General features: G+C 69.6%; 17 protein-coding genes. 4 read left to right on the top strand and 13 right to left on the bottom strand.

Annotated features, from left to right (window positions below; all coding sequences use genetic code 11):
- Nucleotides 1–11 precede the first annotated feature (11 nt).
- The gene (locus tag ACIBGM_RS38030; RefSeq protein ID WP_360522965.1) at nt 12–1478 is read right to left on the bottom strand and encodes an MDR family MFS transporter; all 1467 of its coding nucleotides are present in this window, start codon (nt 1476–1478) and stop codon (nt 12–14) included.
- 108 nt (nt 1479–1586) lie between these two features.
- Nucleotides 1587–2717 (bottom strand): MFS transporter, encoded by a 1131-nt coding sequence (locus tag ACIBGM_RS38025; protein WP_360522962.1) that lies wholly within the window; start codon nt 2715–2717, stop codon nt 1587–1589.
- Between the two features lie 55 nt (nt 2718–2772).
- Here ACIBGM_RS38025 and ACIBGM_RS38020 point away from each other — a divergent pair, with 55 nt between their 5' ends.
- Nucleotides 2773–3504, top strand: coding sequence for a helix-turn-helix transcriptional regulator (locus tag ACIBGM_RS38020; RefSeq protein WP_360522959.1), 732 nt, complete (start codon nt 2773–2775; stop codon nt 3502–3504).
- Here ACIBGM_RS38020 and ACIBGM_RS38015 read toward each other — a convergent pair.
- From ACIBGM_RS38015 to ACIBGM_RS37975, 9 genes are all read right to left on the bottom strand, one after another.
- On the bottom strand, nt 3477–4088 hold the full coding sequence (locus ACIBGM_RS38015; RefSeq protein ID WP_360522956.1) for a TetR/AcrR family transcriptional regulator: 612 nt from the start codon (nt 4086–4088) through the stop codon (nt 3477–3479). The two genes, ACIBGM_RS38020 and ACIBGM_RS38015, sit on opposite strands and share 28 nt — an antisense overlap.
- Nucleotides 4081–5637, bottom strand: coding sequence for an AMP-binding protein (locus ACIBGM_RS38010; protein WP_360522953.1), 1557 nt, complete (start codon nt 5635–5637; stop codon nt 4081–4083). The genes ACIBGM_RS38015 and ACIBGM_RS38010 overlap by 8 nt, the downstream gene beginning before the upstream one ends.
- Nucleotides 5638–5648: 11 nt before the next feature.
- Entirely contained in the window at nt 5649–6806 is a 1158-nt protein-coding gene (locus tag ACIBGM_RS38005; protein WP_360522950.1) for an acyl-CoA dehydrogenase family protein, read from the bottom strand.
- Nucleotides 6803–8767 (bottom strand): biotin carboxylase N-terminal domain-containing protein, encoded by a 1965-nt coding sequence (locus tag ACIBGM_RS38000; RefSeq protein WP_360522947.1) that lies wholly within the window; start codon nt 8765–8767, stop codon nt 6803–6805. The genes ACIBGM_RS38005 and ACIBGM_RS38000 overlap by 4 nt, the downstream gene beginning before the upstream one ends.
- Before the next feature lie 5 nt (nt 8768–8772).
- Entirely contained in the window at nt 8773–10326 is a 1554-nt protein-coding gene (locus ACIBGM_RS37995; protein ID WP_396388300.1) for an acyl-CoA carboxylase subunit beta, read from the bottom strand.
- Complete coding sequence (locus ACIBGM_RS37990; RefSeq protein ID WP_396388299.1) at nt 10323–11441, bottom strand: acyl-CoA dehydrogenase family protein; 1119 nt, start codon at nt 11439–11441, stop codon at nt 10323–10325. The genes ACIBGM_RS37995 and ACIBGM_RS37990 overlap by 4 nt, the downstream gene beginning before the upstream one ends.
- Nucleotides 11438–13150, bottom strand: coding sequence for an acyclic terpene utilization AtuA family protein (locus ACIBGM_RS37985; RefSeq protein ID WP_396388298.1), 1713 nt, complete (start codon nt 13148–13150; stop codon nt 11438–11440). Before ACIBGM_RS37985 ends, ACIBGM_RS37990 begins: the two co-directional genes overlap by 4 nt.
- Nucleotides 13147–13935, bottom strand: coding sequence for a TIGR03084 family metal-binding protein (locus tag ACIBGM_RS37980; RefSeq protein ID WP_396388297.1), 789 nt, complete (start codon nt 13933–13935; stop codon nt 13147–13149). The genes ACIBGM_RS37985 and ACIBGM_RS37980 overlap by 4 nt, the downstream gene beginning before the upstream one ends.
- A gap of 77 nt (nt 13936–14012) precedes the next feature.
- Nucleotides 14013–15146, bottom strand: a complete 1134-nt coding sequence (locus tag ACIBGM_RS37975; protein WP_396388295.1) for an FAD-dependent monooxygenase — start codon at nt 15144–15146, stop codon at nt 14013–14015.
- Nucleotides 15147–15274: 128 nt separating this feature from the next.
- Between ACIBGM_RS37975 and ACIBGM_RS37970 the strand changes: the two genes are divergently transcribed.
- Nucleotides 15275–16015 carry a GntR family transcriptional regulator gene (locus ACIBGM_RS37970; RefSeq protein ID WP_360522930.1) on the top strand — a complete coding sequence of 247 codons (741 nt, stop codon included), beginning with the start codon at nt 15275–15277 and terminating at the stop codon, nt 16013–16015.
- Nucleotides 16016–16092: 77 nt separating this feature from the next.
- Nucleotides 16093–16728, top strand: coding sequence for a hypothetical protein (locus ACIBGM_RS37965; RefSeq protein ID WP_396388294.1), 636 nt, complete (start codon nt 16093–16095; stop codon nt 16726–16728).
- On the opposite strand, the gene ACIBGM_RS37960 is transcribed toward ACIBGM_RS37965, so the two are convergent.
- Together ACIBGM_RS37960 and ACIBGM_RS37955 are read right to left on the bottom strand one after the other, a co-directional pair.
- Nucleotides 16725–18008, bottom strand: a complete 1284-nt coding sequence (locus ACIBGM_RS37960) for an NAD(P)/FAD-dependent oxidoreductase (protein ID WP_396388293.1) — start codon at nt 18006–18008, stop codon at nt 16725–16727. The genes ACIBGM_RS37965 and ACIBGM_RS37960 overlap by 4 nt on opposite strands.
- A gap of 77 nt (nt 18009–18085) precedes the next feature.
- On the bottom strand, nt 18086–18526 hold the full coding sequence (locus ACIBGM_RS37955; RefSeq protein WP_396388372.1) for an Lrp/AsnC family transcriptional regulator: 441 nt from the start codon (nt 18524–18526) through the stop codon (nt 18086–18088).
- Nucleotides 18527–18713: 187 nt separating this feature from the next.
- Here ACIBGM_RS37955 and ACIBGM_RS37950 point away from each other — a divergent pair, with 187 nt between their 5' ends.
- Complete coding sequence (locus ACIBGM_RS37950; protein WP_360522918.1) at nt 18714–19904, top strand: spermidine/putrescine ABC transporter substrate-binding protein; 1191 nt, start codon at nt 18714–18716, stop codon at nt 19902–19904.
- The last annotated feature ends 2 nt before the right edge of the window (nt 19905–19906 follow it).

Here is a 19906-nt window from a genome sequence, read left to right as displayed (position 1 = left end):
TAGACGGGCCGTCAGTCGGCGGTTGTGTTGGCGAGGGGTTGTTCGGTGATGCGGTTGGGCATGAAGGCGACAGCTACCACCAGGAGGACGGCGGCTGCGGCGGCTCCGTAGTAGACGTCGTGGATGGCGGGCGCGAGCACCTCGCCGGGCAGCGTCTCCAGGTCGGCGTGGCTGTCACCGAGGCGGGATGCGACGACTCCGTTGGCGACCGCGCCGAAGGCCGCGACGCCGACCGCGCTGCCGACCGAGCGAGCGAACATGTTGGCGCCGGTCACAACACCGCGGGTCTGCCAGGCGACCGACGACTGCGCAGCCACCACCGAGGGCGACGCGGAGAAACCGAGGCCGAGCCCGATCACGAAGCAGGCCGCGGCCAGGTGCAGTACGGCGCTGCCGGAGTCGACCGTGAGCAGCAACGCGGCCCCGACGACGACGATCAGCGAGCCCATCAGCATCGTCGTACGGAACCCGACACGCAGGTAGATCCGGCCGGCCAGCGACGCGGCGATCGGCCAGCCCAGCGTCATCGCGGCCAACGCGAAGCCGGCGACCAGAGCCGACGTACCCAGCACGCCCTGCGCGAAGAGCGGGACGTAGGTGGACAGGCCGATCATCAGCACGCCGATCAGCAGGGCGGCCGAGTTCGCGGAGTTGAGCACCCGCTGGCCGAGCACCCACAACGGCAGCACCGGCTCGGCCGCCCGGCGCTCGACCAGGACGAACGCGACCAGCAGTACGGCGGACACGGCCAGGATCGCGATACTCGGGGCGGAGTCCCACTCCCACATCACGCCGCCCTCGAGCAGGCCGAGCAGCAGCAGCGAACCGCCGACCGCGAGCAGGATCGCGCCGGCGTAGTCGATCTGGTGACTGGCCTGCCGGGCGACCTTCTCCTCGAAGCGGCGGGTCAGCACCCAGGCCGCGGCCAGACCGAGCGGGATGTTCACGAAGAAGATCCAGCGCCAGGAGACGAAGTCCGAGAACACCCCGCCCAGCGCCGGGCCGACGAACGACGAGATGCCCCAGACGCTGGCGATGTAGCCCTGCACCTTGGCCCGCTCGGCGACCGTGTAGATGTCGCCGACGATCGTCATCCCGATCGGCTGGATCGCGCCCGCGCCGAGCCCCTGGATCAGCCGGAACGCGATCAGCGCCGGCATGCTCCAGGCGAACCCGCACAGGATCGAGCCGAGCACGAACAGCCCGACCCCGAGCAGCATGATCGGCTTGCGGCCGCGCAGGTCGGCGAGCTTGCCGTAGATCGGCACCGACACCGCCTGCGCGAGCAGGTAGATCGAGAACAGCCACGGGAACTGGGTGAAGCCGCCGAGATCGTCGACGATGGAGGGTACGGCGGTCGCGAGGATGGTCGCGTCGATCGCCACCAGGCCGATGCTGAGCATCACCGCGAGCAGGATCGGCCCGCGTTCCGACCGAAGCCCGACCCCCGCCGCCCGGTCGATCCCCTCAGTAGTCATGACAAACGCCAACCTACGTCATGAGCAAACCTTTACAGAGCCCCTGACCACAACCTGGACCATCGTTGGAAACGAGACGCGGTCAGATCCCGAGCACGTGCCCGGGCGTCACCGGGCAGGTTCGTTGAGAAAGTAGCCGATCAGGCAGCTGGTCAGGGCCAGTGCGATGAGGGTGGACAGGGCCAGGCGTAGGGAGGAGTGCTCGGCGATCGTGCCGAGGATGGGCGTTGCGACGCCGCCGATGCTGACCGCCAGACCGAGGGTCATCCCGCCGGCCGTGCCGACGCGGCCGGGCAGGAAGTCCTGGCCGAGCGTGACGTGCAGCGAGAACGGGATCGACATCGCGATCGCGGTCAGCGCGAGGAAGACGAAGAACAAGGGACCGGGGACGAACACCAGACCGGCGATCGCCGGCACCGCGACGCCGTACGACGTCCGCATCGTCCGGACCCGGCCGTACTGGGTCGCGAACCGTCCGCCGAGCAGCGTGCCGAAGGCGCCGGCGGCGAACAGCACGAACAACGCCGCCCCGCCGGTCGTCGTACCGCCGCCGACCCGCTCACCCGCGTACAGCGCAATGAAGGTGCCGAGCCCGACGAAGACGATCGACCGGCACACCATGATCGCCGACAACCGCAGGAACGAAGACCAGTCGTCACTCCCAGGACGTTCCATCCGGCTCGCGGCCACCCGCGACACCCCAGCTCGAACGGCCACCGTGGTGATCACCGCACCGACCAGAGCAGGTACAACGAGCACAGGCGTCAGGGCCAGCCCGCCGACCGCCATGATCGGCGTGACCAGCACCGGCGCGAGCGCGAAACCGACGTTTCCGCCGACCGAGAACCAGCTCATCCCGACATGGCTGCCCCCACTCACTGCTCGCGCCATCCGCGCCGCCTCCGGGTGATAGGCCGCGACCCCGAGCCCGGACAGCGCCGCCGCCAGCCAACTCAGCAGATACGAATCACCGATCCCGAGCAGCGCGATTCCGAGCCCTGCAGTCGTCATGCTGATCGGGATCAGCCAGGCCAGCGGCCGCCGATCGGTCAGCACACCGAACACCGGCTGCACCACCGACGACAGCAGCGTCGCGGCCAGCGTGATGCCCGACACGGCGACGTACCCGAGGCCGCGCTCGGCGACCAGGAACGGAACGAGCGCAGGTACGGCGCCCTGGTACACGTCCACGCAGCCATGCCCGATCGCCATCAGCCCGATCGGTCGAAGTCTCCGCACACTCTCGATCCTCGGCCGCGGACCGCCTGTCCGGCTTCCGATAAAATGCCAATCTATGCCGGAAATCCGCCAACGCCGTCCAGCCAACACCGGGTCCCTCGAGATCCCGGCGGGTGGCGGCATCGACCCGCACTGGCACGAGCAGCACCAGATCGTCTACGCCGGCCGCGGCGTCCTCTCGGTGACCACCGAAGCCGGCAGCTGGATCGCCCCGGCCAACCGAGCGATCTGGGTCCCCTCCGGCACCCTCCACCAACACCGCGCGTACGGCGAGACCGCCCTCCACACCGTAGGACTCACCGAGAACCCACTCGCTCTGAACGCCCCGTCGGCTCTCGTGGTCAGTCCGCTGCTGAGAGAGCTGATCCTCGCGTACACAACCCTCGAAACAGATCCCACTGAACAACACCGGTTGTACCTGGTGCTGCTGGATCAGCTGCGACGCTCACCACAGCGGCCGACGTATCTCCCCACTCCACGCGACCCACGACTGGCAGCGGTCTGCCAGTTGTTGCAGGACGACCCGGCCGACAACCGGACGCTCACAGAACTCGGCCGGGAGATCGGCGCCAGTGAACGCACCCTGAGCCGACTGTGCAAGACGGACCTCGGCATGACGTTCCCGCAGTGGCGCACCGAGCTCAGGCTGCACCTGGCGCTGCGATTGCTAGCGGGTGGCGACTCCGTGACGCGGGTGGCTCACCAGTGCGGTTGGGCGTCGACCAGTGCGTTCATCGACACCTTCCGCCGCGCCTTCGGTCACACCCCCGGCGCCCGCAGCGCCTGATCGAGGATCCGGCTCCACTGCCGCACGATCCCGCGCCGCCGAGCACTGTCATCCGACAGCAGATCAGCCAGCCCAAGACCTCGTGCCATGTCCAGCACCCCCTGCACGGTCTCCCGCACCCCAGGCGTCCGTTCACTCACCTCGAGCACTTCGAGCAGCGCCCGGTGCGCCTGCCGCCCGACATGCGCCTCCAGTCCGACGATCTGCTTCCGCAGCGCCTCCTCGGTCGACGCCGCCACCCACAGGTGCAGTGCCGCCCGGAACAGCGGGCCGGTGTAGACATCAGCGAGCATCCCAACGATCGCCTCGGTCCGCCCCGGCCCACTGGGCAGCGCCGCGGCCTGTGCGCGGATCTCCGCCAGCCGCACCTCGGTCATGTACTCGACGGCGGCCGCGAACAGGTCCGCCCGCGTCGGGAAATGGTGCTGCGCCGCACCTCGCGAAACCCCGGCCCGCGCCGCGACGACCGACACCGTCGTCGCGGCGTACCCGACCTCGGCCAGTGACTCCACGGCCGCCTCGAGCAGCCGCTGCCGGGTGGCCCGGCTGCGGTCCTGCTGGGGTTCTTTGAGGGCCTCACTCACGGGCGGCCTCGCGGGCTCTCAGCTCACGCCGCAGGATCTTGCCCGAGGCAGCCTTCGGCACGGCCTCGATGAACTCCACCTGCCGGACCTTCTTGTACGGCGCCACCCGCGCGGACACGTACTCGATCACGTCCGCCTCGGTCAGCTCCACCCCCGGCATCGGGACCACAAACGCCTTCGGCACCTCGTTGCCCTCGGCCTGCACCCCGATCACCGCCGCATCCGCGATCCGGTCGTCCGTCAGCAGCACCGCCTCGAGCTCGGCCGGCGGCACCTGGTAGCCGTGGTACTTGATCAGCTCCTTCACCCGGTCGATGACGTACAGGTACCCGCGCTCGTCCATCCGCCCGATGTCACCGGTGTGCAGCCAGCCGTCCGGATCGATGGTCGCGTCGGTCTCGGCCGGCCGGCCCAGATACCCCTTCATCACCTGCGGCCCGCGGATCCAGATCTCGCCCTCGTCCGCATCGTTGCCGTCAGCACCAACCAGCCGCATTTCGGTGGACGGGAACAGCTTGCCCACGGCGCCCGGCGGCGGCTCCTGGTCGTCCTGCGGCACCGAGTGCGTGCCCGGCGACAGCTCGGTCATCCCGTAGGCCTGCAGCACGGCGTGCAACCCGAGCCGCTTCGCGCACGCCTCGGCCAGCTCGCCGTCCAGCGGCGCCGCGGCCGACATCACGTACTTCAGCGCCGACAGGTCCACCCCGTCCACGGCCGGGTGCTTCGCCAGCGCGAGCACGACCGGCGGTGCGACGAACGCCCGGGTGATCTTCTGCTGGTCGAGCGTGGTGAGGAACTGCTCCAGGTCGAACTTCGGCAGCACGACGACCGTCGCGCCGAGCCGGAGCGGCAGGTTCATCAGCACGGTCAGCCCGTAGATGTGGAAGAACGGCAGGATCGCGATGATCCGCTCGCCCTCGTCCAGCCTGATCATCACCTCGGCCTGCGCGATGTTGGTCGCGATGTTCCGGTGCGTCAGCATCACGCCTTTCGCGGCGCCCGTCGTACCACTGGAGTACGGCAGTACGGCGACGTCGTCGGCCGGGTCGATGGTCACCTCCGGCTCGGGGCCGGTCGAGGCGACCAGCTCCATCACCGAGCGGTAGCCCTCGGCGCTGTCGCAGACGAAGATCTCGGTCACGTCGGTGCCCTCGATCGCGGCGGTCGCCACCGGGAGGAACAGCGAGATCGTGACCAGCAGCTTCGCCTTGGAGTCGACCAGTTGCTTGTGCAGCTCGTCCGCGGTGTAGAGCGCGTTCACCGTCGTCACGGTCGCGCCCACGCGGGTGGCGCCGTAGAAGACGACCGGGTACAGGATCGTGTTCGGGCTGTAGAGCGCGATCGTGTCGCCGTGCCTGATGCCCAGCTCCGCGAACCCGGCGGCCACCCGGCGGCTCATCCCGTCGAGCTGCGCGTAGCTGATCTCCTTGCCGGTCACGCCGTCCACGAGGGCCGGCCGGTCGCCGTACTCCTGGGCTCTCCCGAGGACGGCGTCGTGGATCGGGACGTCGAGGATCTCGACGGGTGGGAACTCACTGCTGATGATCATCGGGAATCCTCTCAGTACGACTTGGGTAGACCGAGTGAGTGCTGGGCGACGAAGTTCAGGATCATCTCCCGGCTGACCGGCGCGATCCGGGTCGCGCGGGCGGCGGCGACCAGCGAGGCGACGCCGTACTCCTTGGTCATGCCGTTGCCGCCGAGCGACTGGACGGCCTGGTCGGTGGCCCGGACCGCGACCTCGCCGGCGGCGTACTTCGCCATGTTCGCCGCTTCGCCGGCGCCGAGGTCGTCGCCGGCGTCGTACAGGGCGGCGGCCTTCTGCAGCATCAGCCGCGCCAGCTCGAGCTCGATCTTGATCTGCGCGAGCGGGTGCGCGAGGCCCTGGTGCGCGCCGATCGGGGTCTTCCAGACCTGGCGGTCCTTGACGTAGGCCGTTGCTTTGCCGAGCGCGTGCCGGGCGATGCCGATCGCGAACGCGGACGCCATGATCCGCTCCGGGTTGAGCCCGGCGAACAGCTGCAGCAGGGCCGCGTCCTCGGCGCCGACCAACGCCTCGCGCGGCAGCTGTACGTCGTCCAGATAGAGCGCGAACTGCTTGTCCGGGCTGATCAGGTCCATCTCGATCTGGGTGAACTCCACGCCGGGCGCGTCCACCGGCACGATGAACAGGGCCGGCCTGAGCTTCCCGGTGCGGGCGTCCTCGGTCCGGCCGACGACCAGCACGGCATCGGCGACGTCGAGGCCGGAGATGAAGACCTTGCGCCCGGTCAGCGACCAGCCGCCGTCGCTACGGCGGGCCGTCGTGGTGATCTCGTGCGAGTTCGAGCCGGCGTCGGGCTCGGTGATCGCGAACGCCATGATCGTGGTGCCGTCGGCCAGGCCGGGCAGCCAGTGCCGCTTCTGCTCGTCGGTGCCGAACCGGGCGATCACCGTGCCGCAGATCGACGGCGAGACGACCATCATCAGCAGCGGGCAGCCCGCGGCGCCGAGCTCCTCCAGCACGATCGACAGATCGGCCATGCCGCCGCCTCCGCCGCCGTACTCCTCGGGGAGGTTGACGCCGAGGTACCCGAGCTTGCCCGCCTCCAGCCACAGCTCGGTGGTGTGCCCGCCGCTGCGCGCCTGCCGGTTGAACCACTCGTAGCCGTACTTCTTGCCCAGCTCGCCGACTGCCTTCCGCAAAGCCTGGCGTTCCTCGGACTCGACGAAGTTCATGCATCCTCCCCAACCACGGCCAGTACGGCGCCGACCTCGACCTGTTGACCTGCCTCGACCTTGAGCTCACTCACCACACCGCTCGCCGGACTGGCGATCGTGTGCTCCATCTTCATCGCCTCCAGCCACAGCAACGGCTGCCCTTGCTCGACCTTGTCGCCCACCTGCACGCCGACCCGGATCACCGTCCCCGGCATCGGCGCCACCAACGACCCCGCCGCCACCTGCCGCGACGGATCCGTGAACCGCTCCACCTTCTCCAGCGTCACGCTGCCCAGCGGCGAGTCCACACACACCAAGCCGCCGTACGCCGCCACGTCGAACGCCCGCCGTACGCCGCCTACCTCGAGCACCACGTGGTCCGGCGCATGCGAGACGAGCTGCACGTTGCCCTCCACAACCAACCCGTCCCGGGTCAGCCGGTACGCAACCTCGTGCACCTCATCTCCAACCCGATACGCCTTCCGCTGCGGCTGCGAACCCAAGTTCCGCCACCCACTGGGCACCCGGACCGGCGGCACCCGACCAGCCGCATCAGCCAGCGCCGCCGCCAGCGCCGACACCCGGCTGACCTGTGGATCGACAGGCGCCCCGATCCCGTGCCGCGCGAAGAACCCGGTGTCGGTGTTCCCGGCGAGAAACGCCGGATGCCGCAGGATCCAGGCGAGCAGGTCGCGGTTCGTCCGCACGCCGTGGATCGTGGCCCGGTCCACCTCAGCCGCGAGCCGCCTCGCCGCCGCCGTCCGGGTGGGCGCCCAGACGACCGCCTTGGCCAGCATCGCGTCGTAGTACGGCGACACCTCCGACCCGCTCACCACTCCCGAGTCCACCCGCACCCGAGGCGCGCCGCTTTCCGGAAGATTGTGGTCGCCAGGTGCCGCTTTTGTTCCGGAAAGCCGCTCGGCCCCGACCGCGAACCGGTGCAGGCGTCCGGTTTGGGGTTGCCAGTCGCGGGCCGGGTCCTCGGCGTACAACCGGACCTCGATCGCATGACCGACTGTGGGTGGTGGGTCGGCCGGGAGTCGTTCACCTGACGCGACCGCGAACTGGCACGCGACCAGGTCCAGGCCGGTCGTCTCCTCGGTGACGGGGTGTTCCACCTGGAGGCGGGTGTTCATCTCGAGGAAGTAGAAGTTGCCGGTGTTGTCGGCCAGGAACTCGACTGTGCCCGCGCCGACGTAGTTGATCGCCGCGGCTGCTTTGCGGGCGGCGTCGAAGAGGTGGGCCCGCATGGCCGGGATGCGTTCGACGAGCGGCGACGGGGCTTCCTCGACGACCTTCTGGTGGCGACGCTGGATGGAGCATTCGCGCTCGCCGACCGCCCAGATCGTGCCCTGCTGGTCGGCCATGATCTGCACTTCGATGTGCCGGCCGGCCGCGAGGTAGCGCTCGCAGAACACCGTCCCGTCGCCGAAGGCCGACAACGCCTCCGCCGAGGCAGCCTCGATCTCCGCGGGCAGATCTTCCAGCCGCGACACGACCCGCATCCCGCGCCCTCCACCACCGGCCGATGCCTTCACCAGCACCGGCAGGTCGGCAGCCGACACCTCAGCAGGCGTGAGCTCCGCCAGCACCGGCACCCCGGCCGCCGCCATCAGCTTCTTCGCCTCGATCTTCGAGCCCATCGACGAGATCGCGTCCACCGGCGGCCCGATCCAGGTCAGCCCGGCGTCGAGCACCGCCTGCGCGAACCCGGCGTTCTCGGACAGGAAGCCGTACCCGGGATGGATCGCGTCGGCGCCCGCCCGTACGGCCGCCTCGATGACGAGGTCGGCGCGCAGGTAGGTCTCGCCGGGGGCGTTCCCGGGCAGGTGGACCGCCGCGTCGGCCTCGGCCACATGCGGCGATCCGGCGTCGGCGGTCGAGTGGACGGCGACCGTCGACAGGCCGAGTGACCGGGCCGTGCGGAAGATCCGCCGGGCGATCTCGCCCCGGTTGGCCACCAGTACTGACGTGATCATGCGTCTCACATCCTGAAGACGCCGAAGGACGACGTACCTTCGACCGGGGCGGAGTGGATGGCGGATAGGCAGATCCCGAGCACGGTCCTGGTGTCCCGCGGGTCGATCACGCCGTCGTCGTACAAGCGCCCGGACAGGAACATCGGCAGCGACTCCGCCTCGATCTGGCCTTCGACGTACGCGCGCATCGCGGCGTCGCCGTCCTCGTCGTACGGCTGGCCCTTCGCCGCCGCGGCCGCCCGCGCCACGATCGACAGCACCCCGGCGAGTTGCTGCGGTCCCATCACCGCCGACTTCGCCGACGGCCAGGCGAACAGGAACCGCGGGTCGAAGGCCCGGCCGCACATCCCGTAGTGCCCGGCGCCGTACGACGCGCCCATCAGGATCGAGATGTGCGGCACCTTGGAGTTCGACACCGCGTTGATCATCTGGGCGCCGTGCTTGATGATCCCGCCCTGCTCGTACTCCTGCCCGACCATGTAGCCGGTGGTGTTGTGCAGGAAGATCAGCGGCGTGTTCGCCCGGTTCGCCAGCTGGATGAACTGCGCCGCCTTCTGCGACTCCTCGCTGAACAGCACTCCCCGCGCGTTCGCCAGGATGCCGACCGGATACCCGTGCACCGACGCCCACCCGGTCGCCAGCGACGACCCGTACAGCGGCTTGAACTCGTCGAACACCGACCCGTCCACCACCCGGGCGATCACGTCCCGCGGATCGAACGGGACCTTCAGGTCACCCGGCACGATCCCGAGCAGCTCGTCGGCGTCGAAGAGCGGTTCGTCGTACGACGATGCCGGCGGCGGACCGAGTTTGTGCCAGTTCAGCCGGGACACGATCTGGCGGCCGAGCCGGATCGCGTCCTGTTCGTCGACGGCGAAGTAGTCGGCCAGTCCCGAGGTCCGCGCGTGCATCGAGGCGCCGCCGAGCGACTCGTCGTCGGCGTCTTCACCGGTCGCCATCTTCACCAGCGGCGGCCCGGCCAGGAACACCTTCGCGCCGCCGTCGACCATGACCACGTAGTCGCTCATGCCGGGGATGTAGGCGCCGCCCGCGGTCGAATTGCCGAACACCAGCGCGATGGTCGGGATCCCCTCGGCCGACAACCGGGTCAGGTTGCGGAACATCGCGCCACCCGGGATGAAGATCTCCTTCTGCGTCGGCAGGTCCGCGCCACCGGACTCGACCAGGCTGATCACCGGCAACCGGTTCGCCCGCGCGATCTCGTCGGCCCGCAGCGCCTTCTTGAGCGTCCACGGGTTGCTCGCGCCGCCCTTGACGGTCGGGTCGTTCGCGGTGATCAGGCACTCGACACCCTCGACCACGCCGATCCCGGTGACCAGGCTCGCGCCGACCGTGAAGTCCGAACCCCAGCCGGCCAGCGGTGACAACTCCAGGAACGCCGTGTCCGGGTCGAGCAGCAAGTCGATTCGCTCGCGCGCCAGCAGTTTGCCGCGTTTGTGGTGCCGGTCGACGTACTTCTCGCCGCCGCCGGCCAGCGCCTTCGCATGCTCGGCGTCCAGCGCGACAAGCTTCTCCAGCATCGCCTCGCGATTGCTCATGTGTACCCCAGTCGTTTCGCGGCCAGGCCGGTGAGGATCTCGGTGGTGCCGCCGCCGATGGCGAGGATCTTCTGGTCGCGGTACTGGCGCTCGACCTCGGCCTCCCGCATGTAGCCGAGACCGCCGTGCAGCTGCAGGGCCTGGTCGCAGACCCACTGCCCTGCCTCGACGGCGGTGTTCTTGGCGAAGCACGTCTCGGCGATCACGTCCTCGCCGCGCGCAGCCCGCTCGGCGATCGAGTGCACGTAGACGCGGGCGACTTCGATCCGACGGGCCATCTCGGTCAGCGTGTGCTGCACGGTCTGCCGTGAGATCAACGGCCGCCCGAACGTCTCCCGCACCCGGCACCACTCCACGGTGAGGTCGAGCGCCCGCTGCGCTCCGGCGTACGCCTGCACGGCCAGCGTCAGCCGTTCGGCCACGAAGTTCACCGCCAGCTGCACGAATCCGGTGCCCTGGGCACCGACCAGGTTCTCGGCCGGAACACGTACGTCGGTGAACGAAAGCTCAGCCGTGTCCGAGCACAGCCACCCCATCTTGTCGAGCTTCCTCGACACCACGAACCCCGGTGTGTCCTTCTCGATCACCAGCAAGCTGATCCCGCGCGCACCCGGCCCGTCGGTCCGCACCGCAGTGGTCACGAAGTCCGCACGGCACCCCGAGGTGATGTACGTCTTCGCGCCATTCACAACGAAGTGCTCGCCCTCCCGCCGCGCGGTGGTCCGCAGCGACGCCACGTCCGAGCCACCATCAGGCTCGGTGATCGCCAGCGCTCCGATCAACGTGCCCTCGAGCGTCGGCCGCACCCACCTGTCGATCTGCTCCTGATTGCCCGCAGCAACGATGTGCGGCAGTGCGATCCCACAGGTCAGCAGCGACGCGACCAGCCCACCGGATCCACCCGCGTAGTGCATCTCCTCGACCACCGCGATCGCATCTGCCAGCGAGCCGCCACCACCGCCGACCGCCTCCGGAAACCCGACCCCGAGCAGCCCGAGCTTCCCCGCCTTCTCGTGCAACTCCCGCGGCAGCTCGCCGGCCCGCTCCCACTCGTCCAGGTAAGGCAGGACCTCGGCGGCCATGAAGCGCCGTACGGACTCCCGGAAGTCGTTCACAGCAGCACCTCCGGTACGTCGACGTACCGGGACCGCAACCACTCGCCGACTGCCTTCGCCTGCGGATCGAAGCGAGCCTGCGATGCGACGCCCTCACCCAGCAGCCCCTCGACGACGAAGTTGACCGCCCACAGGTTGGGCAGCACGTACCGCGTGACCGCGAGGTTCTTCGTCTCCGGCAGCAGCTCCTGGAACAGCTCGACCGTCAGCGTGTGCGCGAGCCAACGCCACGCCTTCTCCTGCCGAACCCACACGCCGACGTTCGCATCGCCGCCCTTGTCACCCGACCGCGCGCCGGCGATCCGGCCGAGCGGGACTTCCCGCGTCCGCGGACGGCCGCTCGACGCGAGCTGCGGCAACGGCATCGGCAGCTCGGTGTCCTCGACCGGTGTCAGCGGCTGCGTCTCCGCCGCCGGCTCGACCACCTTCCGCGTCCCATCGGGCAGTACGACGACCTGCTCGACCTCCCGGATGTCGACGTACCCGGCCCGGAAGACGCCGTACGGCGATCCGTCGCCCGGCGGCGCGGTGACGTGGAAACCGGGGTAGCTCGCCAGCGCCAGCTCGATCGCGGCGTTCGAGAACGCCCGGCCGACGACCTTCGGGTCCGGGTCCTTCGCCGCGCAGCGCAGGAAGACGCTGGCCTCCTCCTCGGTGTCCGCGTTCGGCTTCTCGGTCCAGGTCAGCGACCAGCGCAGTTCGGCGGGCCGCTTCGGGAGCGCCCGCTCGAGCTGGGCCTTCACCAGCTCGGCCTTCTCCTCCAGCTGCAGCCCGGTCAGCACGAAGTCGACCTCGTTGCGGAACCCGCCGACGCTGTTCAGCGACACCTTGTACGTCGGTGGCGGCGGTTCACCGCGGACGTCGCTGATCCGGACCCGGTCGGGGCCGTCGTCGCTCAGCTCGATCGAGTCGAGGCGCGTCGTGACGTCCGGACCGGCGTACCGCTCGCCGACGATCTCGTACAGCAGTTGTGCCTTGACCGTGTCGATCGTGACCGCGCCGCCGGTGTCGTCGTGCTTGGTGATCACACTGCTGCCGTCGGCGTCGATCTCGGCGATCGGGAACCCGGGCCGGCCGAGGTCCCGGATCTCGCCGAAGAACGCGTAGTTCCCGCCGGTCGCCTGGCAGCCGCACTCGATCACGTGACCGGCGGCCACTGCGCCGGCGAGCTCGTCGTACTGGGTCCGCTTCCAGCCGTGGTGGGCGGCGGCCGGCCCGACGATCACCGACGCGTCGGTGACCCGGCCGGTGACGACCACGTCCGCGCCGGCCTGCAGGGCTTCCGCAATTCCCCAGGCGCCGAGGTAGGCGTTGGCGGTCAGCGGGGTGCCGAGGCCGAGCTCGTCCGCCCGGGCGAGCAGGTCGTCGCCTTCGACGTACGCAATCTTCGGCTGCAGCCCGAGCTTGTCCGCCAGCGCCTGAATCGCGGCTGCGAGTCCCGACGGGTTCAGGCCGCCGGCGTTGCTGACGAGCTTGACGCCGCGGTCGAGCGCCTCGCCGAGCCCGGTCTCGAGCTGCTTGAGGAACGTCCGCGCGTACCCGAGCGACGGGTCCTTCAGCCGGTCCCGCCCGAGGATCAGCATGGTCAGCTCGGCCAGGTAGTCACCGGTCAGCACGTCGAGCGGCCCACCGGTGAGCATCTCCTGGACCGCGCTGAATCGGTCGCCGTAGAACCCGGACGCGTTCCCGATCCTGATCGGCGCGGTCATCCGAACTGCCCCGCCGTCCGACCCTTGCCCGGCAGCCCGGCGAACACCTGGATGATGCCGAGCCACTCCTCCGCATCCGGACCCTCACTGTGTACGGCGAGATCGTCGCGATGCCGGCGTTGGGTCGCCAGCAGGCAGAAGTCGAGCGCCGGGCCGGTGACCCGCTGCCCGGCGTCGTCGGGACCCCAGGTCCAGGTGTCGCCGTCCGGGCCGGTGAGTTCCACGTGGAACGGTTCGGCCGGCGGGGTGCGGTTGTTCAGCAAGTACGCGAAGTCGCGGGTCCGGACCGCCAGGTGGGCGACGTGCCGCAGCCGGTTCGACGGCGGGCGGGTGACCTGCATCGCGTCGACCACGTCCTGGCCGTGCGCCCAGGTCTCCATCAACCGGGCCGTCGCCATCGAGGTCGGGCTCATCGGCGGCCCGTACCACGGCACCTTCTGCCCGGCCGGGACCTTCCTGAGCGCCTCGGCCAGCTCGGCCCGAGTCTCCCGCCAGTAGGTCAGCAGTTGGTCCGGCGGCAGCGCCGCGGTCTCGTTGGCGCCCTCGTCGACGTACGTCGACGGGTTCGCGGCCGCCTTCTCGAGGGACACCTGGAAGCCGTCCGGATCGGTGACGGCGAGGTGCGCGGCCTCGTCGGTCCAGGCCAGGTGGGCGATCTGGTGCGCGATCGTCCAGCCCTCGGCCGGTGTCGGCGTCGCCCAGTCCTCGGCCGGCAGGCCACCGACCAGCCGGTCCAGCTCAGCGCTCTCGGCCCACAGGTCGGCCAGCACTTCGTCCAGTTGCACGCTGCACTCCCCGCGGTAGGGATGGTGTGCAGCCGAGCGTTGCACGCCCGGGAAAAAGAATCAAGCGTGCTTGTTTTTCATTTCGGCAGCTCGGGCGGCGTCCACTCGGACCACTGCGCGGTCGCCTTCCGCCAGGCCGCAGGCGGGATCAGCCGGGCGGCGAGCGAGACCGCCAGATGAGCGACCAGGCCGGTGTTCGAGGTCCGCTTCAAGGACGCACGGGCCGCCTCCTTCATCGGCTTCAGCCGCGCCCGGCGCTGCTCGTCGTACCGCTTCAGCGCCTCGGGCAGCTTGTCAGCGGCGAGGACTGCGGCCAGGACGACGGCGTCCTCGATCGCCTGGCAGGCGCCTTGGCCGAGGTCCGGCGACATTGCGTGCGCTGCGTCGCCGAGCAGCACGACGCGATCCTTCACGTACGTCGGCAGTGGGTCGAGGTCGACGATGTCGTTGTGCAGCACCTGGTCCTCGGGCGTCGCCGCGACGAGCTCCGGGATCGGGCGGTGCCAGTGCCGGACCCGACGCAGCACCTCGGCGCGATCGTCGCCGTACATCTGGTTCGGCTGAGCGGTGTTGACCATCAGGAACCAGTAGACGCGCTCGTCCGGGAGTGGGAGTACGCCGGCCTGCACCCCACGGCCGAGTGTCATCGTCTCCTGCACCGGCCACACGGATCCGGGAGGCGTCACCCCTCGCCAGACACATCGATGCTGGAAGACCGGATCGCCGGACCACAGGCTGCGCCGGGTCACGCTGTTGACCCCGTCGGCCGCGATCACCAGGTCGCCGGTGAACTCCTGGCCGTCCGCACAGACCACGGTGCCCTCGGGCGACACCGACACCACCTCGGCGTCGGTGTGCAGCGCCTCGTCCGGCAGCTCCTTGCGCAGTACGTCGTGCAGGTCGGCCCGATGGATCGCGAGTACGCCGACATCCTCGGGGTGACGGTGCCGCAGCCAGCGGCCGGACGGCGCCCGGAGGTTGCCGCGGGAGATGGTCGGGATCGACCGGGACCGGATCTCGACGCCCAGCGCGTCCAGCGCCCGCTCCGCGTTCGGCCAGACCGTCAGGCCCGCACCGACCTCGGCGATGATCGGCGCCCGCTCGAGCACGGTGACCGACCAGCCGATCCGCTGCAGTCCCACCGCGGCCGCCAGGCCGCCGATCCCGGCCCCGATGACGACCGCGGTCGAAGCTTGTTCACGCGTCCCCATGCCTCGGAGGTTACTTCTTCGCGGGATCGCCGGCGGAAGTGGTCTACCAGGTTCGTTGCCGGAATCAAACGTTTCGATCGGTGTGGAAGAGCTTTCTGACGACCCGGTGCCGGTGCTACCCAAGACCAATGCATGGTTCGCTGCCCGGGAAGGCTGCCGAGATCCGGGCGTTGCTGCTCAGCTTGATCGACTCGCTGCCCGAAGGCGCCGCGCTGCCGCCGGAGCGCGAGCTCGCGGTGCGCTGGAACGTGGCCCGGATGACGCTGCGCCGGGCCGTCGACGAGCTGGTGATAGAGGAACTGCTCGTGCGCCGGCACGGCAGCGGGACGTACACGACCCGGCCGAAGGTGGCGAAGTGGCTGGGCATGATCGGCTTCTCCGAGGACGTCCGGCGGCGCGGGATGCGCCCGGGCAGCACGATGATCGAGTTCCGGCACCAGAAGGCCGAGCGGGCCGCCGCGCGCCGGCTGCGGATCCCGGTCGGCGACCCGATCATCACGTTCACCCGGCTCCGGCTCGCCGACGACGTGCCGATGGTTGTCGAGCGCACCACGCTCCCGGCCGGGTACGTCCCCGGTCTGCAGGCCGGTGACCTGAGCGGCTCGCTGTACGAGGTGCTCGAGACGCGGTACGGCATCGACCACGTCAGCGGCACCTCCCGAATCGAGCCGGTCATGCCGGACGCCAAGACCGCCGGCTGGCTCGGCATCCCGACCAGCCAGCCCTGCCTCGCCGTGCACGGCATCAGCTTCGACCGCCGCGACCGCGTCTTCGAGTACACCTCCGCCCTCTATCGCGGTGACCGCTACGCGTTCACCACCGAGCTCCGCACCACGCCCACCCTCCGGTCCACCGCCCAGGGCCTGTAGTTGCCCTGAGCAAGAGTTGCTGTCCTGTCACGATGATTACTCTCGGTGGGCAACTGCTAATTATCGTGGGTGCCGCCATGGATCTCAGAAGCCCGATCAGCACCGTCATCCCGTCGTTGGACGGCCCCGTGTTGCAGGTACTCGCGCGCAGCGAAGGCGGCCTGTCCGGGCGGCAGATCCACAAGCTCGCCGGGACCGGCAGCGTCGCCGGCGTCCGGCTGGTGCTGCAACGACTGGCCACGACCGGCCTGGTGCACGTCGACGACGTCGGCAACTCGTTGCTGTACCACCTCAATCGCAAGCACCTCGTCGCCCCGGCCGTGGAGTTCCTCGCGGATCTGCGCAGCACCCTCACCGGCCGGCTCGCGGACGAGATCAGCGCCTGGCGGATCCCGCCGGTGCACGCCAGCCTGTACGGCGCGATCGCACGCGGCGGCGGTGACCTCGTGAGCGACGTCGACGTGCTGCTGATCCGCCCGGACCAGATCGACCAGGGCGACATCCTCTGGGAGGACCAGGCCGCGCGGCTGATGCGGACCGTCGTCGACCTGACCGGCAACCCGGCGCACGTCTTCGAGCTCAGCCGCACCGAGCTGATCGGTCACGTGACCGAGGAGCCGATCCTCAACGACTGGATGCGGCCGAGCATCCCGCTGTCCGGCCTGCCGCTCGAATCGCTGATGGCCGACTCCGCGCACCTCGCCGTGCGTTAGTCCCCGAGCAGCGGGGCGAGCAGGCGGGCGATCTGGCTGTTGCGGCCGGTCAGTTGTTCCTCGGCGTCCGCGACCGTCACGGCACGCCGGGCGGCGTTGATCCCGAGCCACCGCAGCGGTTCCGGCTCCCACCGGCGGGATTGATGCCCGACCCAGGGCAGCCGGGTGATCGCGGTGTCCCGGCGCAGGATCAGATCGGTCAGGGTCCGCCCGGCGAGGTTCGCCGTACTCACGCCGTCCCCGACGTACCCACCAGCCCAGGCCAGCCCGGACTCACGGTCGAGACCGACCGACGCGCACCAGTCCCGCGCGACACCGACCGGCCCGCCCCAAGCATGCGTGAACCGGACCTCGTCGAGTCCCTCGAACAGCTCCCGCACGGTTGTCCGCAGCGACGCGAAGACCCGGGGCACCTCGTCGTACGACGGCTTGACCCGGGAACCGAGGTGGTACGGCGCACCCCGGCCTCCGAACGCGATCCGCCCGTCGGCCGTCCGCTGCCCGTAGACGATCAGGTGCCGAAGGTCGCTGAACGTCGGCCGGTCCGCCAGCCCGATCCGCGCCCAGGTCGCGTCGTCGAGCGGCTCGGTGGCGACCATCAGCGAGTAGACCGGCAGCAACGTCCGCGTGTGTCCTTTCAGCGCCGGCGTGAACCCCTCGGTCGCCCGGACCACGACATCGGCCCGCACAACGCCGTACGGCGTGACCGCACCGCCCGGCCCGATCCTGGTCACCGGCGTCTGCTCGTGGATCGTCACGCCGAGGCGCTCGACGACGTCCGCCAGCCCGCGCACCAGCTTGCCCGGATGGATGGCGGCGCAATGTGGAGTGAAGACCGCCCCGAGCACATTCGTCGCGTGCACTTTGCGGACCGCCTCAGCGGCATCGAGGAAGTGCAGGTCGCCAGGGCCCCACTCGTGGGCGTCGGCAACCATCGCGCGGGCGCGGGCGAGCTGGGCCGGGCTGCGCGCCAGCGCGACCATGCCGCCCTTGTGGTAGTCGCAGTCGATGCCCTCGGCCTGGCTGACCAGGCCGACCTCGTTGACCGTGGCCTGCATCGCCCGGTGCATCTCGATCGCGGCCTCGCGACTCGATCCGGGCAGCGCCGCCAGCTTGCGCGACGAGGCCGGGAAGAACGCGGAACACCAACCACCGTTGCGACCTGACGCCCCGAACCCGGCCGTCTCGGCCTCGAGGACGACGATGCGCAACGCCGGATCGGCCTTCGCCAGGTAGTACGCGGTCCACAGGCCGGTGTAGCCGGCGCCGACGATCGCCACGTCGGCGTCCTGGTCGGCCGCGAGCCTCGGCCGCCCGGCGGCCTGCTCCGCGGGCTCTCCGGTGTCCCCCCAAAGGATCAGCGCACACCCCAGGAATAGGTCTGTTTCACCAACTTGAGGTAGACGAAGGTCTCGGTCGCCTTCACGCCCTCGATCTGCCGGATCCGCTCGGACAGCACCTGCAGCAGGTGCTCGTCGCTCTCGCAGAGTACCTCGGCCAGCAGGTCGAACGAGCCGGCCGTGATCACGACGTACTCGACCTCGTCCATCTTCGCGAGCTCGTCCGCGATCGGCTCCAGCGAGCCCTCCGCCTTGATCCCGATCATCGCCTGCCGGTCGAAGCCGAGCTCGAGCGGATCGGTGACCGCGACCACCTGCATCACGCCGGCGTCGGTCAGCCGCTGCACCCGCTGCCGGACCGCCGCCTCGGACAGCCCGACGGCCTTGCCGATGGCGGCGTACGAGCGGCGCCCGTCCCGCTGGAGCTGCTCGATGATCGCCTTCGAGGTGTCGTCCAGCAACGCCTGGTTCTTGTCGGGATTCCCCGTTCGCACTGCCACGCCGAGATCCTCTCAGTGTCACGGGGCGTAAGCAAGTCGGCGCAGCGGAATTCGTTGCAAGATAGCCGAATTGCTACGGAATCCCTTGTCTAGATCAGTTCGGTTTGACAGTATCGCCCGCGGAAGGTGCCTTTTAGGGGGTCCGATGAGTCAGCGTCATCAGCGTCTTGTCGGCCGCCGGACCGTGCTGCGGGGGATGTCGTTGTCCGCCCTCGGGCTGGCCGGCGGTGGTCTGCTGACCGGGTGTGGCATCCCGCCGGCCACGCAGGCCGCAGGGGAGTGCGTCAGTACCGACCTGTCCGCGGAGCAGAAGGCGCTGATCTTCTCGAACTGGCCGGGCTACATCGACGAGGACGAGGAGGACAGCAAGGCCGAGCCGCCCACGCTGGCCGCGTTCCACGCCGCGACCGGCATCAAGGTAACCTACACCGCCGACGTCAACGACAACGCCGATTTCTACGGCAAGGTCCGCGACCAGCTCGGGACCTGTGAGCCGTGCGGCCGCGACCTGTTCGCGCTGACCGACTGGATGGCCGCCCGGATGATCGGGCTGGGCTGGATCCAGAAGCTCGACCACGCCAACATCCCGAACGTCGACGCCAACCTGCTGGCGACGCTCAAGGCGCCGAGCTGGGACCCGAACCGCGACCACAGCGCACCCTGGCAGAGCGGGCTGACCGGGATCGCCTACAACGCCAAGGTCACCTCGGAGGTAGGCAGCATGGCCGACCTGCTGAACCGCGAGGACCTCAAGGGCCGGATCACGATGCTGTCCGAGATGCCCGACACGATGGGCTTCATGCTGCGCCTGACCGGCGCGGACCCGGGCGACTTCAACGACGCGGAGTGGAGCAGGGCCCTCGAGCTGCTCCAGGACAAGGTCGCCTCCGGGCAGATCCGCCGCTTCACCGGCAACGACTACGTGCAGGACCTGAACGCCGGCAACATCGCCGCCTGCGAGGCCTGGTCGGGCGACGTGATCGCGATGCAGGCGGACAACCCCGACATCAAGTTCGTCGTCCCCGAAGAGGGCCTCAACCTGTGGTCGGACAACCTGATGGTGCCGAACAAGGCCGACCACAAGGCGAACGCCGAAGCGTTGATGAACTACTACTACGACCCGGAGGTCGCGGCCACGCTGGCGGCCTGGGTGAACTACATCTGCCCGGTCGAGGGCGCCCAGGAGGCGATGGAGGCGATCGACCCGGAGCTGGTCGAGGACCCGCTGATCTTCCCCGACCAGGAGATGCTCGCCAAGACGTTCGCCTTCATGCCGCTGGACACGGCCCAGGCGAAGCTCTACGAAACCGACTTCAACCTCGCGATCGGGGGCTGAGC

The sequence above is a fragment of the Kribbella sp. NPDC050470 genome (assembly GCF_044458365.1).
Lineage (GTDB): Bacteria > Actinomycetota > Actinomycetes > Propionibacteriales > Kribbellaceae > Kribbella.
The sequence above is the reverse complement of the archived record's forward strand: the minus strand, read 5'-3'. Positions and strand labels throughout refer to the sequence as shown.

Bases quoted from the DNA above. Each gene is read 5' to 3' on its own strand.
- ACIBGM_RS37975 (WP_396388295.1), bottom strand. From the start codon at position 15,146: ATGGGGACGCGTGAACAAGCTTCGACCGCGGTCGTCATCGGGGCCGGG.
- ACIBGM_RS37970 (WP_360522930.1), top strand. From the start codon at position 15,275: ATGCATGGTTCGCTGCCCGGGAAGGCTGCCGAGATCCGGGCGTTGCTG.
- ACIBGM_RS37965 (WP_396388294.1), top strand. From the start codon at position 16,093: ATGGATCTCAGAAGCCCGATCAGCACCGTCATCCCGTCGTTGGACGGC.
- ACIBGM_RS37950 (WP_360522918.1), top strand. From the start codon at position 18,714: ATGAGTCAGCGTCATCAGCGTCTTGTCGGCCGCCGGACCGTGCTGCGG.
- ACIBGM_RS37995 (WP_396388300.1), bottom strand. From the start codon at position 10,326: ATGAGCAATCGCGAGGCGATGCTGGAGAAGCTTGTCGCGCTGGACGCC.
- ACIBGM_RS38010 (WP_360522953.1), bottom strand. From the start codon at position 5,637: ATGATCATCAGCAGTGAGTTCCCACCCGTCGAGATCCTCGACGTCCCG.
- ACIBGM_RS37985 (WP_396388298.1), bottom strand. From the start codon at position 13,150: ATGACCGCGCCGATCAGGATCGGGAACGCGTCCGGGTTCTACGGCGAC.
- ACIBGM_RS38020 (WP_360522959.1), top strand. From the start codon at position 2,773: ATGCCGGAAATCCGCCAACGCCGTCCAGCCAACACCGGGTCCCTCGAG.
- ACIBGM_RS38005 (WP_360522950.1), bottom strand. From the start codon at position 6,806: ATGAACTTCGTCGAGTCCGAGGAACGCCAGGCTTTGCGGAAGGCAGTC.
- ACIBGM_RS38000 (WP_360522947.1), bottom strand. From the start codon at position 8,767: ATGATCACGTCAGTACTGGTGGCCAACCGGGGCGAGATCGCCCGGCGG.
- ACIBGM_RS38030 (WP_360522965.1), bottom strand. From the start codon at position 1,478: ATGACTACTGAGGGGATCGACCGGGCGGCGGGGGTCGGGCTTCGGTCG.